This is a genomic window from Agrobacterium larrymoorei, assembly GCF_005145045.1.
GTDB lineage: Bacteria > Pseudomonadota > Alphaproteobacteria > Rhizobiales > Rhizobiaceae > Agrobacterium > Agrobacterium larrymoorei.
In genome coordinates, this window is sequence record NZ_CP039691.1 from 180,708 (window position 1) to 195,000 (window position 14,293).

Consider the following 14,293-nt stretch of genomic DNA (forward strand, 5'->3'; position numbering starts at 1 on the left):
ATGTATGTTGCCGTAAAAGGCGGAGAAACCGCCATCGCCAATGCCCACCGCCTTTTGGCGGATCGCCGCCGCGGAGACCGCAGCTTACCCGCGATGACGATCACCCAGATTGTCGAGCAACTGGGGCTGGCAGTCGACCGTGTAATGGCGGAAGCTTCCCTCTATGATAGATCGCTAGCCGCACTTGCAGTCAAGCAGTCGCGTGGCGACATGATCGAGGCGATCTTCCTGCTGCGTGCCTATCGCACTACCCTTCCCCGTTTCGGCTATTCCAACCCTGTCGATACCGGCGCGATGCTGGTGGAGCGGCGCATTTCCGCGACCTACAAGGATTTGCCGGGCGGTCAGTTGCTTGGGCCCACTTTCGATTACACGCATCGCCTGCTCGATCCATCCCTTCTCGAAGATGAGGCGGTGGATGCACCAGCCTTCCGCGATGCGGAGGCCGAAAATATCATGCGCGTTTCGGACATTCTTAGCGAAGAAGGCCTGATCGAAAGCGATGGAGACATGGCGACGGATCATATTCCCGGAGACCTAACGCGGGAGCCTATGGAGTTTCCCATGCCGCGGGATCTGCGTCTGCAATCGCTGGCGCGGGGTGACGAAGGTTTCCTGCTGGCGCTGGCCTATTCCACCCAGCGCGGCTATGGGCGGAACCATCCTTTCGTCGGAGAAATCCGCATCGGTGACATCGAGGTGGAGCTGGATGTGCCGGAACTCGGATTTTCCGTTTCGATCGGCGATATTCAGGTGACGGAATGCCAAATGGTGAACCAGTTCAAAGGCTCGGCAAAGGCACCACCACAATTTACGCGGGGCTACGGTCTGGTTTTTGGACAAAGTGAGCGGAAGGCCATGGCCATGTCGCTGGTGGAAAGGGCGCTTCGGGCAGATGAATTCGGAGAAGACCGGACGGCACCGGCGCAGGACGAAGAATTCGTTATCTCACATGCGGATAATGTCCAGGCGACAGGGTTCGTAGAACATCTGAAGCTTCCGCATTACGTGGATTTTCAGGCCGAACTTGGCCTGGTCCGCAAGATGCGCGCTGATTTCGAAGCAGCGCAAAAATCATCTGAAGAATGGTTGAGCGATGCGGCAGAGTAAAGACTTAGCCTCAGCCGTGTTCGTTGAACCAATAGGCGCAAAATACGCTCGATGCTGCAAATACAGTGAAGAACAGCGTGATGAGAATTCCGATCTCCATGACCTTTTACTCCTGACATCCGTTGTGACTTACGGAAGGACAACGCACGATGCTTGAAGAAGTTTCATTTGAAGACGAACTGACGGATGAAGGCCTGGCGAGTTATAACTTCGCTTATCTGGACGAGCAGACGAAGCGGATGATCCGCCGCGCGATCCTGAAGGCCATTGCCATTCCCGGCTATCAGGTGCCTTTTGCCTCTCGCGAAATGCCCATGCCCTATGGATGGGGAACCGGCGGCGTGCAGGTGACAGCCGCGATCCTCGGCCCCGATGACGTGCTCAAAGTCATCGATCAGGGTGCTGACGACACCACGAATGCCGTTTCCATCCGCGCCTTCTTCCAGAAGGTCGCGCAGGTTGCGGTGACGACGCACACCAAGGACGCTACCATCATCCAGACTCGCCACCGGATTCCCGAGGAAACGCTGACGGAAGGTCAGGTTCTGGTCTATCAGGTGCCGATCCCTGAACCTCTGCGCTTTCTGGAGCCGCGCGAAACCGAAACCCGCGTGATGCACGCGCTGGAAGAATACGGCCTCATGCATGTTCGGCTTTATGAGGATATCGCCCATAACGGACGCATCTCGCGCACCTATGCATATCCGGTGAAAGTCGCGGATCGCTATGTGATGGATCCTTCGCCAACACCCAAATTCGACAATCCGAAAATGCACATGTCGGAGGCCTTGCAGCTCTTCGGTGCCGGTCGCGAAAAGCGCATCTATGCCGTTCCGCCCTTCACCGAAGTCGTCAGCCTCGACTTTGACGACCATCCCTTCGAAATCCAGACCTTCGACAAGCCCTGCGCGCTGTGCGGAGCCGATAATGTCTATCTGGACGAGGTGGTGCTGGACGACAAGGGCGGGCGAATGTTCGTCTGCTCCGATACCGATCATTGCGAAGATCGTCAGGCCCATGGTCATCGTGGCCATCTTCTGGCCGATGCGAAGGAGGCCGCAGAATGAGTGACGCACCGCTTCTGAAAGTTCGTGACGTTTCGAAATATTACGGCGACCGCGCCGGTTGCCGCAATGTTTCCTTCGAACTCTGGCCGGGCGAAGTTCTCGCCATCGTCGGAGAATCCGGTTCCGGCAAAACCACGCTGCTGAACTGCATCTCAACGCGCTTGATGCCGACGACCGGCAGTGTCGAGTATCGCATGCGCGATGGTTCGACACGCGATCTGTACCATATGAGCGAGGCCGAGCGCCGCCTTTTGATGCGCACGGACTGGGGCTTCGTCCACCAGAACCCGGCAGATGGCCTGCGCATGACCGTTTCGGCAGGCGCCAATGTTGGCGAAAGGCTGATGGCAATCGGCAACCGTCATTACGGCAATATTCGCGGTTGCGCCAGCGAATGGCTGGAGCGCGTTGAAATCGGGACGGACCGGATCGACGATCAGCCGCGTGCTTTTTCCGGCGGCATGCGTCAGCGTCTTCAGATTGCCCGCAATCTGGTCACCTCACCCCGGCTCGTCTTCATGGATGAGCCGACCGGTGGTCTCGATGTTTCGGTTCAGGCCCGTCTGCTCGATCTCGTTCGCGGTCTCGTCAACGATCTCGGTCTCTCCGTCATTGTGGTCACCCATGATCTTGCCGTGGCACGGCTGCTTTCCCACCGCATGATGGTGATGAAGGGCGGCAATGTCATCGAGCATGGTTTGACCGACCGCGTGCTGGATGATCCGCGCGAGCCTTACACCCAGCTTCTCGTCTCCTCGATCTTGCAGGTTTAGCTGCGCGTATAAGAAAGAGATATTGATGCCCACTCCTCTCATCGTTTCCGAAGTGTTCAAAAGCTTCACCATGCATCTGCGCGATGGCATCGAACTGCCTGTGGTGCGGAACGTGAATTTTTCCGTTGCAGCCGGTGAATGCGTCGTGCTTGGCGGCCCGTCGGGTATCGGCAAAAGCTCGATCCTCAAAATGCTTTACGGCAACTACGCCATCGATAGCGGCCAGATTCTGATCAGGCATGACGGGCAGATGGTCGATATCGGCAGCGCTGCCCCGCGCACCGTTCTCGAGGTCCGCCATCGCACCATCGGTTATGTCAGCCAGTTTCTGCGCACCGTGCCGCGCGTTGCGGCGGTGGATGTGGTGGCAGAGCCGCTTCTAGCGCGTAAAGTGCCGCTGGAAGAGGCGCGGGATCGGGCTGGATATCTTCTGGCAAAACTCAATCTGCCGCGCGAATTATGGTCGCTTCCGCCCGCCACCTTCTCAGGCGGTGAACAGCAGCGCGTCAATATTGCGCGAGGCTTCATCACCGATCACGCCATCCTGCTTCTGGACGAGCCGACGGCCTCGCTGGATGCTGCCAACCGCAAGGTGGTGGTGGAAATGATCCGGCAAAAGAAGCAGGAAGGAACGGCCCTTCTTGGCATTTTCCATGATGAGGAAGTTCGTGAAGCCGTTGCAGATCGCATTCTCGACGTCTCGCAATTTTCACCGCGAAAGGCAGCAGCATGAGCGTTAAAGTGGGTCTTGAGCCAGTCATTCATGAGACTGCCCGCGTGGTCCGATCCAGCATCGGTCGCTACACCGAAATTTCCGAGCGCTGCCGCATCGAAGAAACCGAGATGGGCGATTATTCCTACATCATGCAGGATGGTTCCATCTGGTGCGCAACCATCGGCAAGTTCGTCAACATCGCCGCCTCTGTGCGCATCAACGCCACGAACCACCCGACTTGGCGCGCGACGCTTCACCATTTCACCTACCGCGCCAATAACTATTGGGACGATGCGGAAGACGAAACCGAGTTCTTCGAAGCCCGCCGCGCAAAGCGGGTCGTCATCGGACATGACGTCTGGATCGGTCACGGAGCAACCATCCTTCCCGGCGTAACGGTTGGAAACGGCGCCGTGATTGGGGCGGGAGCGGTCGTTTCCAAGGATGTCGCGCCTTACACTATTGTCGGCGGCGTGCCGGCAAAGCTCATCAAGCGCCGCTTTCCCCAAGAAGTGGGCGAGCGGATGGACCGACTGGCCTGGTGGGATTGGGACCACGCAACATTGCGTTTAGCGCTCGATGATTTCCGCGCCATTGAGGCAGAAGCGTTTCTGGAGAAGTATGGCGGATAAAGCGTCGTGTGAGCGGTGTAATATTTTATTCATCAAACTGACATTAGCACTTCACGTATTGCTGATACGCCGAACCCATAAGAATACACTGGGTTTTGGCTATGAGTTTCCACCTGAAACAGGTTACGCGCCGCTTCGGCAATCACACCGCCGTCGATAGCGTAACCCTCGACATTCCGCAGGGCCAGATGGTCGGCGTCATTGGGCGGTCAGGTGCTGGTAAATCCACACTGCTTCGCATGATCAACCGGCTGGTCGATCCAACGTCGGGCTCAATCCACTTCAATGACACGGAAGTATCGTCGCTCAAGGGTTCGGCTCTGCGCCACTGGCAGCGCGACTGCGCGATGATTTTCCAGCAGTTCAATCTCGTACCGCGCCTCGATGTTCTGACGAATGTCATGCTGGGCCGCCTCAATCACCGCTCCACTGTCCTTAGCCTGCTAAGCATCTTCACCACCGAAGAGCGCCTGATGGCCATCTCTGCGCTTGAGCGCCTCGGTATAGAGCACGTTGCGATGCAGGCTGCAGGTACGCTTTCCGGCGGGCAACAGCAGCGCGTTGCGATTGCGCGTGCGCTGATGCAGGCACCGCGCATGCTTCTGGCGGACGAACCGATTGCCTCGCTCGATCCGCTGAATGCCAAGATCGTGATGGATGCGCTGCGCGACATCAATGAGCGCGAAGGCATCACGGTCATGACCAATCTTCACACGCTCGATACGGCGCGCAATTACTGCGAACGCATCATCGGCATGGCTGCCGGTCGCGTCGTGTTCGATGGCACGCCTTCCGAGCTTAATGCCCGCGCCGTGAAGGAAATCTACGGTACCGATTCTCAAGGTGGTGGCATCGATGAAAGCATGACGTCGACCAGCATCACCATCGAAGGCGCACGCCTGCCGGAGCGCGCACAAAACCAATCTGCCGGTCCAGAAGCCTCGGCTCCCCAGCCGCTCACAATGGCTGGGCTTTAAAGACCGCACAGCATCGACCCGCCCGCGTCAGGGGCTCATTTCAGCCATTCTAAACTCCGGCATGCCGGAAAACAGGAGAGAAATCCATGTTGAAGAAAGTTCTTCTTTCAGCGGTTGCGCTTGGCGTGCTGGCTGGTTCCGCTCTTGCACAGGACGTCAAGGTTCTGCGCATCGGTCTCGACGGTTCGGAAAACGCATCCGACCAGCTGCGCAACGCGCAGTGCGTTGCCGATGGCCTGAAGGCAGCAACGGGCGTTTCCGAAGTCCAGATTTTCCCATCGCCGGACTATAATGGCGTTATTCAGGGTCTGCTCGGCGGCACCATCGATATCGCGAGAATGGGCGCCTCTTCCTATGCAAAGATCGCTTTGCAAGATCCTAAGGCCGTCGATCCAATCCTGACTGAAGTCGGCGCTGATGGCTCCAGCGGTTATTACACACTAATGGTTGCCCGCAAGGATTCTGGAATCAAGACGCTTGCAGACGCGAAGGGCAAGAAGCTCGGCTTCGCAGATCCAGACTCCACGTCGGGTTACCTCGTGCCAAACGTTGCATTGCCCAAGGAAACCGGCGCACCGGTGAAAGAATACTTCTCTGAAACTGGTTTCGGCGGCGGCCATGAGAACCTGGTTCTCGCAGTTCTCGACAAGAAGTTCGACGTTGGCACGACCTTTGGTTCTGGCGTCGGAAAGTGGGAGGAAGGTTACACCAGTGGTGCACTTCACCAGATGGTCGCCAAGGGCAATCTCGACATGGACGATATCGTTCAAGTTTGGAAATCCCCGCTTATTCCAAATGGCCCGACCATGGTTGCCAACAAAGTTGGGGACGCCATGAAGCAGAAGATCGAAGACTTCTTCCTCGCGCTACCGAAGAAAGACCTCGCCTGCTTCCAAGGCTTTACGCAGGGCCAGAATAAAGAGTTCATCAAGGTTGATCCTTCCTTCTACCAGACGATCGTAGACGCCCGTAAATCCATCATCGGCGGCTGATCATCGGCATAGACGAGAAACGGCGGCGTCATGAAGACGCCGCCGTTTTTGCAAGGAAGAAGGAAGCAGGACATGGCCCTATCGGCATCTCAGCACGGCAGTTTGAGCGAAGCGTCTCAAAAGGTCATGCAGCATTACCAGCAGCAACTGGTTACACGCCGTATCTATACGGGCATCGCCATAGTCGTTTTCCTTGCGGTCCTGTTCGCGTCCCTGGACTTTGCCAATAGCGCCAATTCCGGTAAATTCTTCGAGCGGCTTCCCTACTTCTTCGACTTCATGAAGACCTTCGTGCCAGACAGCCCGCTGGAAATCTTCCGCGCCATGTTCGACCTGCCATCGCCTTTTGCCGATGGTTCGCTGAAATACAACTACACGGCAGACCGGGTCTATCTGACGGATAATTTCTACATTCCGAACTTCTTCTACCAACTCGTCATCACGCTGAATATCGCGCTTGTCTCAACGCTCATCGGCACGGCCTTCGCCTTCGTTCTATGCTTCTTTGCATCCACCAATCTTGTCGGCGCCGGTATCGTCCGTTTCGTCGTGCGACGCGTGATGGAGTTGATGCGGGCATTTCCCGAGATCGTCGTCGCGGGTCTTCTAACCGCCATTCTTTCGCTGGGGCCCATCGCAGCCATTGTCGCGATCACCATCCACACCGTCGGGGCTTTGGGAAAACTGTTCTTCGAAGTGGTGGAGAATGCCGACATGAAACCCGACGAGGGCTTGCGCGCATCGGGAGCGAACTGGATCGAGCGTGTGCGCTTCGCAATCGTGCCGCAAGTTCTGCCGAATTTCGTGTCCTACGCACTGCTTCGTGCCGAAATCAATGTGCGGGCATCCACAATCATCGGGGCAGTCGGTGGCGGCGGTATCGGTGAGGTCTTCCGCCTCTCCATCGGTCGCGATCACGCTGCCAAGACCTATGCCATCATCATCCTGCTGTTGGTCACCATTATCGCCGTCGACCAGTTTTCCGCCTGGGCGCGCCGGAAGCTGATTGGGCAGCAATCCTTCGAATTCGGTAGAGGAGCCGCGTGATGTCTTCCAGTTACGTGATCAACGGTGCCGACCGCGAACGCCTGCTTTCGCAATATCCTCACGTTTTCCAGCGCAGCTTTTTGCAGCGTTATGGTCTGCTGATCGCGCTTGGCGCGGTGTTTTCCTATCTTGTCATCTGCTTTTTCGCCTTCAATGTCGGCCCCGCCTTCATGCAGGGGCGCTGGGACCGCGCCTCCAGCTACATTCAGGACTGGTACTCATGGCGCGCGCAGCCGCGCCTGCGGTTCGACAATGGCAAAGTCACGCCGCAATGGACGAGCCGAGGCCAATATCCGGCGCACGCGAAGATCGACTGGCTCCAGCCACTTCCGGATGGTGGTTACAGCGTGATCTATGGCGATCTCACCAATCGGATCGATATCACGCCGACACGGGCGGATGTCTATGTCGATGGAAAATCCTATCCTGTCACGATCACCCCGGATGCCGTGACCGCACCCGCAGGCGTGCCACCTCAAATTCGTCAGGATGGCAGCAAGGTTATCGTCGAGTACGGTTTTGCCGGTCAGGCCGAAATTCGCACCGGCCAGCTTTATGTCCAGCGCCGCTTCCTAGGATGGGCCAATTTCCTGTTCGATACGGATTCCAAATTCTGGGGCCGTAGCTATCCCGGGCTCGCAGCGCTGGCGCTCTGGGGCGAGCGTCTCGATCCCCAGCAGTCCAATATCTCCGCAATGACCAATGACTTTCTGAACAACAAGGTCTGGCAGCACGCGGATATTCTCTCCAAGCTGTTACAGACGCTGGTGATGGCATTTGTCGGGACGTTGCTTGGAACTCTCTTCGCCTTCCCTCTGGCTTTCATCGCGGCACGCAACATAACGCGCAGCCGCCTCGCCAACTGGGGCATGAAGCGCGCCTTCGATTTCCTCCGCTCTATCGATATGCTGATCTGGGCGCTGTTCTTCACCCGCAGCTTCGGCCCGGGACCAATCCCCGGGATCGCCGCGATTTTCTTCACCGATACGGGCGCTCTCGGTAAAGTTTACGCGGAGGCTCTCGAAAATGTGGATGACAAGCAGCGCGAGGGCGTGAAGTCCGTCGGCGCGTCGCCTGCAATCGTAAACCGCTACGGCGTCATTCCTCAGGTCCTGCCGGTCTTCATCTCGCAGTCGCTTTATTTCTGGGAAAGCAATACGCGCTCAGCCACCATCATCGGCGCCGTGGGTGCTGGCGGTATCGGCCTCAAGCTGCTCGAAGCCATGGGCACCAATCAGGACTGGGACAAGGTCGCCTATATGGTGCTTCTCATCCTCATCGTCGTCTTCCTGTTCGACAATATGTCAAACGCCATCCGCTCTCGCCTGATCGGAAAATTGCATCATTAGAGCGTCTTTTCATGATGTTCATTTGCCGGATATCATCATTCTGTCACGGAAAAGGTCTACCTCGCACTTCTGATCTTGCGGGGCCGAGACGAGTCGTCTCAAATGCTCCTCAACCGTTCCCGTGACATTCGAAAGTGCGACACTGTGCGCTACGCAATCTATTTCACTCCCGCCGAAAGCGATTCCCTCACACAGAAGGCATCGCACTGGCTGGGTCGAAACGCGTTTTCGGATCAGGCCTATAGCAACTACGCATCCTTTGCGGAGATGACTGCCGAGCCACGTCGTTATGGCTTTCATGCGACGCTAAAGGCTCCCTTCGAACTTTCTCCCGACTATAGCGAAGCGGACCTCATCGATGCGCTGACACGATTCACCGCGTCCCGTCCGGCATTCGACATACCCGAGATCGTTATCGGCTCGCTTGGACCCTTCTTCGCATTGGTTCCCGCTTCGACATATCAGCCGCTTCAGGACTTTGCCGCTGACGTCGTGGAGTATTTCGAGCCATTCCGCGCGCCCTTGTCGGAGAGCGACATAGCGCGCCGGAAACCGCAGAACCTCAGCGACAGCCAGCGGCGTAATCTCACGACGTGGGGCTATCCGCATGTGATGGATGATTTCCGCTTTCACATGACACTGACAGGCCCGGTCGAAGAGAGCCAGAGCGAGCGGGCGGCCAGCATTCTCGCGCAGACATTTTCCGATTTCACTCAACGCCCGCTCACCATTTCCGGCCTCGGCCTGTTCGTGGAGAAAGCGCGCGGCGATGCATTTACCGTTCACACATGGCAGCCTCTTGGCTGACAACGATATGAAAGATGTCCGATATGTCCGAACATGTTCTATCCAATGCAAAAATTGTTCTTGAGAATGAAATTCTCGAAGGCTCCGTTCTTCTCCGTGACGGCCTGATTGCCGATATCAGCGAAGGTCAGACCCGCAGTGGCGAGGACTTCGAAGGCGACTATCTCATCCCCGGTCTGGTCGAACTTCACACCGACCATCTGGAACAGCATTACTCTCCCCGCCCGGGTGTGACCTGGGACAAGATCGCCGCTATTCAGGCGCACGACGCTCAGGTCGCATCTTCCGGAATCACCACCGTTTTCGATTGCCTTCGTCTGGGCTCGGACGAGGACGGTGGCTTTGAGCGCGGCGAGATGCGTGACATGGCGGACGCCATAGAAAAGGCCCAGCGGGAAAACCGCCTGCGTGCAGACCATCTTCTTCACCTGCGCTGCGAAGTTGCCTCTGCCGATGTGCTTGAGCATTTCGAGGATTTCGAGACCGATCCGCATGTGAAGCTGATCTCGCTGATGGACCATTCCCCGGGCCAGCGCCAGTTTCAGACGATGGATCAGTACATCATGTTCTATCAAAAGAAGCGGGGCCTCAGCGACGAGGTCTTCAAAGCCTTCGTTGACCGCCGCGTCGCTGCATCGCAGAAATATTCCGACAAGCATCGAAACTATCTCGCAGCACGCTGTACCGAGCGTGGCATCACGGTTGCGAGTCATGACGATGCGACGGAGGCACATGTTGGGGAAGCGATTGGTCACGGAGTTAGGCTTGCGGAGTTTCCGACGAGCATCGAGGCGGCCAAGGCGTCGCATAGCGCGGGCATGAGCGTTCTGATGGGGGCGCCGAACATCGTGCGGGGCAAGTCGCATTCGGGGAATATAGCAGCGCGTGATCTGGCCGAACTTGGCGTTCTCGACGTGCTGTCTTCGGATTACGTTCCCTTCAGCCTGCTTTACGCGCCATTTCTGTTGGCGGACCAGGTCGAGGGCATCTCCTTGCCACGGGCCTTGTCGATGGTGACGTCGACGCCTGCTTCGACGGTCGGCTTGAGCGACCGTGGTCGTATCGCCGCTGGCCTGCGGGGAGATCTGGTGCGCGTACACCGTGAGGCAGGTGTTCCCGTCGTGCGCAGTGTCTGGCGTCAGGGTGTTCGTGTTGCATGAGTGCCGACGAAACTGACTCTAGCCCGAACACCTCCTCTACACTCGGCACGATGATCGTCGTGGTTGGCCCAAGCGGTGCGGGCAAGGATACGCTGATCGACTATGCGCTTGAGCGTATCGGCAAGCACCCTCGCCTTCACCACGTCCGCCGCGTCATTACACGCAGCAGCGATGCTGGCGGGGAACTGCATGAGGGCGTGGATGACGCCGAGTTCGAGCGCAGGCGGTTGTCGGGTGCGTTCTGCGTGTCGTGGAGCGCCCACGGCCTGAGCTACGGCATCCCCGCCTCAGCGAAAGATGCAACGGAGCGTGGCGCAATCCTGATCGCCAATGGCTCCCGCTTAGCGCTTGCTGATTTCCGGGAGATTTTCTTAAAGCTGCTGGTGATCAATGTGATTGCGCGCCCAGAGGTTCTGGCTGCCCGTCTGTCGGGCCGCGGTCGTGAGAGCGTGTCGGAGATTTCCCGTCGGCTGGAGCGCAGCGGTGTCGACGTCTGCGGCGATTTCGAGGTGGTGACGCTGGACAATAGCGGGGATGTCTGTGTGGCGGGCGAGGCGTTCCTGACAATCGTGAGGGATTTGCTAGCAAACTAAAATCTTGCCTGTCTTTGCCCGCGCCTTGAAGGGCAGAGAGCCATGACATTGCCGAGGCTTACGAACCGCCCCAGCCCGCAATCAGCGGCTCCTAAGTTTTTCAGGGGGAGAAGTCCCAATCAAAGAGCGACGCTGTGTCGAACATCTCTGCTGGCGTTATTTTCGGGATATGCTGGGGGATTTGGTTGCGGGGGCAGGATTTGAACCTGCGGCCTTCAGGTTATGAGCCTGACGAGCTACCGGGCTGCTCCACCCCGCGTTATTTATGAGCTGACGTTCGAGCAAGCGCCCGGTCTTTTTGTTTGTCCTTCCTCGGAAGCTTTGCTTCCTGCGGGAGGACGGGGGCTGCTCCACCCCGCGTTATTTATGAGCTGACGTCGAACAAGCGCCCGGGTCTTTTGTTTGTCCTTCCTCGGAAGCTTTGCTTCCTGCGGGAGGTCGGGGGCTGCTCCAGCCCGCTTTATTTTTGATCAAGCTATCATAACACAAAAGGCCGCTTGGTTAGCGGCCCTTTTGATTTCGGCTGGGCCGAGGGTGTGACGAGAAGATGGAGTATATGTTTTGCGTTTTGCAGACCTGGCAGCGACCTACTCTCCCGCGTCTTAAGACGAAGTACCATTGGCGCTGGGGCGTTTCACGGCCGTGTTCGGAATGGGAACGGGTGCAGCCGCCCCGCAATAACCACCAGGTCGGCAAAGCGCAAAACATACGCTGTTTTCGAGAAGCTGGGTGGCTTGGCCACTTTCTATTTTTAACACGTCTTTCTCTGACCTATCCGTATGTTTCCCATACAGACCAGAGGTCGTCGCGCCTCGTGGCGCGGCCCGTCCGGAGCGTATTCCACGCGTCAGGACAGAAGAGGAATGCTCATCTTCGATGAGCATGAACAATGGGAACGAAGAAGTCGATCGAGCTATTAGTAACGGTAAGCTTCATGCATTGCTGCACTTCCACACCCGTCCTATCGACGTGGTCGTCTTCCACGGCTCTGATAGGGAACACTCGTTTTCAGGTTGGTTTCCCGCTTAGATGCCTTCAGCGGTTATCCATTCCGTATATAGCTACTCTGCTATGCCCTTGGCAGGACAACAGATCCACCAGAGATACGTCCATCCCGGTCCTCTCGTACTAGGGACAGATCCTGTCAATATTCCTACACCCACGGCAGATAGGGACCGAACTGTCTCACGACGTTCTGAACCCAACTCACGTACCGCTTTAAATGGCGAACAGCCATACCCTTGGGACCTGCTCCAGCCCCAGGATGCGATGAGTCGACATCGAGGTGCCAAACAACCCCGTCGATATGGACTCTTGGGGGTCATCAGCCTGTTATCCCCGGCGTACCTTTTATCCGTTGAGCGATGGCCCTTCCACACGGGACCACCGGATCACTATGACCGACTTTCGTCTCTGCTCGACTTGTCAGTCTCGCAGTCAGGCTAGCTTATGCCATTGCACTCGACGACCGATTTCCGACCGGTCTGAGCTAACCATCGCGCGCCTCCGTTACTCTTTCGGAGGCGACCGCCCCAGTCAAACTACCCACCATACACTGTCCCGGATCCGGATAACGGACCGCGGTTAGACATCCACGAAGATAAGGGTGGTATTTCAAGGATGGCTCCACGCAAACTGGCGTCCGCGCTTCAAAGCCTACCACCTATCCTACACATGCCTTGGCGAATGCCAGTGTAAAGCTATAGTAAAGGTGCACGGGGTCTTTCCGTCTGACCGCAGGAACCCCGCATCTTCACGGGGAATTCAATTTCACTGAGTCTATGTTGGAGACAGCGGGGAAGTCGTTACGCCATTCGTGCAGGTCGGAACTTACCCGACAAGGAATTTCGCTACCTTAGGACCGTTATAGTTACGGCCGCCGTTTACTGGGGCTTCAGTTCAAAGCTTGCACCTCTCCCTTTAACCTTCCAGCACCGGGCAGGCGTCAGACCCTATACGTCGTATTGCTACTTCGCAGAGCCCTGTGTTTTTGATAAACAGTCGCTACCCCCTGGTCTGTGCCACCCCATCATAGTTGCCTAAAATGGGGTCACGCTTCTTCCGAAGTTACGCGTGCAATTTGCCGAGTTCCTTCAACATAGTTCTCTCAAGCGCCTTGGTATACTCTACCTGACCACCTGTGTCGGTTTCGGGTACGGTCTATACGGTGGAGCTATTTCCTGGAACCTCTTCGCCGCACATCCAATCCAATAAGAATGCACAACACACAAGATCCGTCACTACCACCAGGCCCACGAATATTAACGTGGTTCCCATCGACTACGCGTGTCCGCCTCGTCTTAGGGGCCGGCTAACCCTGCTCAGATTAACTTTAAGCAGGAACCCTTGGTCTTTCGGCGAGGGAGTCTCTCACTCCCTTTATCGTTACTCATGTCAACATTCGCACTTCCGATATCTCCAGCAGCCCTCACGGGTCCGCCTTCACAGACTTACGGAACGCTCCGCTACCACTTGAGCATAAGCTCAAATCCTCAGCTTCGGTGCATGGCTTTAGCCCCGTTACATTTTCGGCGCAAAGACCCTTATTTAGACCAGTGAGCTGTTACGCTTTCTTTAAATGATGGCTGCTTCTAAGCCAACATCCTGGTTGTTTTGGGATCCTCACATCCTTTCCCACTTAGCCATGACTTGGGGACCTTAGCTGGAGGTCAGGGTTGTTGCCCTCTTCACGACGGACGTTAGCACCCGCCGTGTGTCTGCCGACTAGTACTCCTCGGTATTCGGAGTTTGGTTAGGATCAGTAAGACGGTGAGTCCCCATAGCCCATCCAGTGCTCTACCCCCGAGGGTATAAGGTCGACGCTCTACCTAAATAGATTTCGCGGAGAACCAGCTATTTCCGAGTTTGATTGGCCTTTCACCCCTAGCCACAAGTCATCCCGAACTATTGCAACAGTTATGGGTTCGGCCCTCCAGTTGGTGTTACCCAACCTTCAGCCTGCTCATGGCTAGATCACTCGGTTTCGGGTCTAATGCAACGAACTGAACGCCCTGTTCAGACTCGCTTTCGCTACGCCTACACCTACCGGCTTAAGCTTGCTCGTTACACTA

General features: G+C 56.7%; 12 protein-coding genes, 1 tRNA gene and 2 rRNA genes (1 of these 15 running past the window's edge). 12 read left to right on the forward strand and 3 right to left on the reverse strand.

Annotation, left to right across the window (positions count from 1 at the left end; all coding sequences use genetic code 11):
• The 12 genes from CFBP5473_RS00875 (at position 1) to phnN (ending at position 11,222) form a co-directional block, all read left to right on the forward strand.
• Entirely contained in the window at positions 1-1,110 is a 1,110-nt protein-coding gene (locus tag CFBP5473_RS00875; RefSeq protein WP_027674648.1) for a carbon-phosphorus lyase complex subunit, read from the forward strand.
• 149 nt (positions 1,111-1,259) lie between these two features.
• Positions 1,260-2,177, forward strand: a complete 918-nt coding sequence (locus tag CFBP5473_RS00880; protein WP_106389352.1) for an alpha-D-ribose 1-methylphosphonate 5-phosphate C-P-lyase PhnJ — start codon at positions 1,260-1,262, stop codon at positions 2,175-2,177.
• Positions 2,174-2,950 carry a phosphonate C-P lyase system protein PhnK gene (gene phnK, locus CFBP5473_RS00885; protein WP_027674650.1) on the forward strand — a complete coding sequence of 259 codons (777 nt, stop codon included), beginning with the start codon at positions 2,174-2,176 and terminating at the stop codon, positions 2,948-2,950. Before CFBP5473_RS00880 ends, phnK begins: the two co-directional genes overlap by 4 nt.
• Positions 2,951-2,975: 25 nt before the next feature.
• Positions 2,976-3,683: a phosphonate C-P lyase system protein PhnL gene (gene phnL, locus CFBP5473_RS00890; RefSeq protein ID WP_027674651.1), complete on the forward strand. Its 708-nt coding sequence runs from the start codon at positions 2,976-2,978 to the stop codon at positions 3,681-3,683.
• Positions 3,680-4,297 carry a transferase hexapeptide repeat family protein gene (locus CFBP5473_RS00895; RefSeq protein ID WP_027674652.1) on the forward strand — a complete coding sequence of 206 codons (618 nt, stop codon included), beginning with the start codon at positions 3,680-3,682 and terminating at the stop codon, positions 4,295-4,297. The genes phnL and CFBP5473_RS00895 overlap by 4 nt, the downstream gene beginning before the upstream one ends.
• Positions 4,298-4,398: 101 nt before the next feature.
• On the forward strand, positions 4,399-5,274 hold the full coding sequence (phnC, locus tag CFBP5473_RS00900; RefSeq protein WP_027674653.1) for a phosphonate ABC transporter ATP-binding protein: 876 nt from the start codon (positions 4,399-4,401) through the stop codon (positions 5,272-5,274).
• Positions 5,275-5,360: 86 nt separating this feature from the next.
• Positions 5,361-6,266, forward strand: a complete 906-nt coding sequence (gene phnD, locus CFBP5473_RS00905) for a phosphonate ABC transporter substrate-binding protein (protein WP_027674654.1) — start codon at positions 5,361-5,363, stop codon at positions 6,264-6,266.
• 72 nt (positions 6,267-6,338) lie between these two features.
• Positions 6,339-7,313: a phosphonate ABC transporter, permease protein PhnE gene (gene phnE / locus CFBP5473_RS00910; RefSeq protein ID WP_027674655.1), complete on the forward strand. Its 975-nt coding sequence runs from the start codon at positions 6,339-6,341 to the stop codon at positions 7,311-7,313.
• Entirely contained in the window at positions 7,313-8,662 is a 1,350-nt protein-coding gene (gene phnE, locus CFBP5473_RS00915; RefSeq protein ID WP_027674656.1) for a phosphonate ABC transporter, permease protein PhnE, read from the forward strand. Before phnE (CFBP5473_RS00910) ends, phnE (CFBP5473_RS00915) begins: the two co-directional genes overlap by 1 nt.
• Before the next feature lie 102 nt (positions 8,663-8,764).
• Positions 8,765-9,469: a DUF1045 domain-containing protein gene (locus tag CFBP5473_RS00920; protein WP_169696863.1), complete on the forward strand. Its 705-nt coding sequence runs from the start codon at positions 8,765-8,767 to the stop codon at positions 9,467-9,469.
• A gap of 23 nt (positions 9,470-9,492) precedes the next feature.
• A complete protein-coding gene (locus CFBP5473_RS00925) occupies positions 9,493-10,629 on the forward strand; it encodes an alpha-D-ribose 1-methylphosphonate 5-triphosphate diphosphatase (RefSeq protein WP_027674658.1) in 1,137 nt (378 codons plus the stop codon).
• On the forward strand, positions 10,626-11,222 hold the full coding sequence (phnN, locus tag CFBP5473_RS00930) for a phosphonate metabolism protein/1,5-bisphosphokinase (PRPP-forming) PhnN (protein ID WP_027673969.1): 597 nt from the start codon (positions 10,626-10,628) through the stop codon (positions 11,220-11,222). Before CFBP5473_RS00925 ends, phnN begins: the two co-directional genes overlap by 4 nt.
• A gap of 182 nt (positions 11,223-11,404) precedes the next feature.
• Here phnN and CFBP5473_RS00935 read toward each other — a convergent pair.
• The 3 genes from CFBP5473_RS00935 to CFBP5473_RS00945 form a co-directional block, all read right to left on the reverse strand.
• A tRNA-Met gene (locus tag CFBP5473_RS00935) sits at positions 11,405-11,481 on the reverse strand.
• Positions 11,482-11,796: 315 nt separating this feature from the next.
• Positions 11,797-11,911: ribosomal RNA gene (gene rrf, locus CFBP5473_RS00940) — 5S ribosomal RNA — on the reverse strand.
• A 206-nt stretch (positions 11,912-12,117) separates the two neighbouring features.
• Positions 12,118-14,293: ribosomal RNA gene (locus CFBP5473_RS00945) — 23S ribosomal RNA — on the reverse strand (it continues 771 nt past the right edge of the window).

Bases quoted from the DNA above. Each gene is read 5' to 3' on its own strand.
- phnC (WP_027674653.1), top strand. From the start codon at position 4,399: ATGAGTTTCCACCTGAAACAGGTTACGCGCCGCTTCGGCAATCACACC.
- phnK (WP_027674650.1), top strand. From the start codon at position 2,174: ATGAGTGACGCACCGCTTCTGAAAGTTCGTGACGTTTCGAAATATTAC.
- CFBP5473_RS00875 (WP_027674648.1), top strand. From the start codon at position 1: ATGTATGTTGCCGTAAAAGGCGGAGAAACCGCCATCGCCAATGCCCAC.
- phnE (WP_027674656.1), top strand. From the start codon at position 7,313: ATGTCTTCCAGTTACGTGATCAACGGTGCCGACCGCGAACGCCTGCTT.
- phnN (WP_027673969.1), top strand. From the start codon at position 10,626: ATGAGTGCCGACGAAACTGACTCTAGCCCGAACACCTCCTCTACACTC.
- CFBP5473_RS00920 (WP_169696863.1), top strand. From the start codon at position 8,765: ATGCTCCTCAACCGTTCCCGTGACATTCGAAAGTGCGACACTGTGCGC.
- CFBP5473_RS00925 (WP_027674658.1), top strand. From the start codon at position 9,493: ATGTCCGAACATGTTCTATCCAATGCAAAAATTGTTCTTGAGAATGAA.
- phnL (WP_027674651.1), top strand. From the start codon at position 2,976: ATGCCCACTCCTCTCATCGTTTCCGAAGTGTTCAAAAGCTTCACCATG.
- phnD (WP_027674654.1), top strand. From the start codon at position 5,361: ATGTTGAAGAAAGTTCTTCTTTCAGCGGTTGCGCTTGGCGTGCTGGCT.
- phnE (WP_027674655.1), top strand. From the start codon at position 6,339: ATGGCCCTATCGGCATCTCAGCACGGCAGTTTGAGCGAAGCGTCTCAA.
- CFBP5473_RS00880 (WP_106389352.1), top strand. From the start codon at position 1,260: ATGCTTGAAGAAGTTTCATTTGAAGACGAACTGACGGATGAAGGCCTG.
- CFBP5473_RS00895 (WP_027674652.1), top strand. From the start codon at position 3,680: ATGAGCGTTAAAGTGGGTCTTGAGCCAGTCATTCATGAGACTGCCCGC.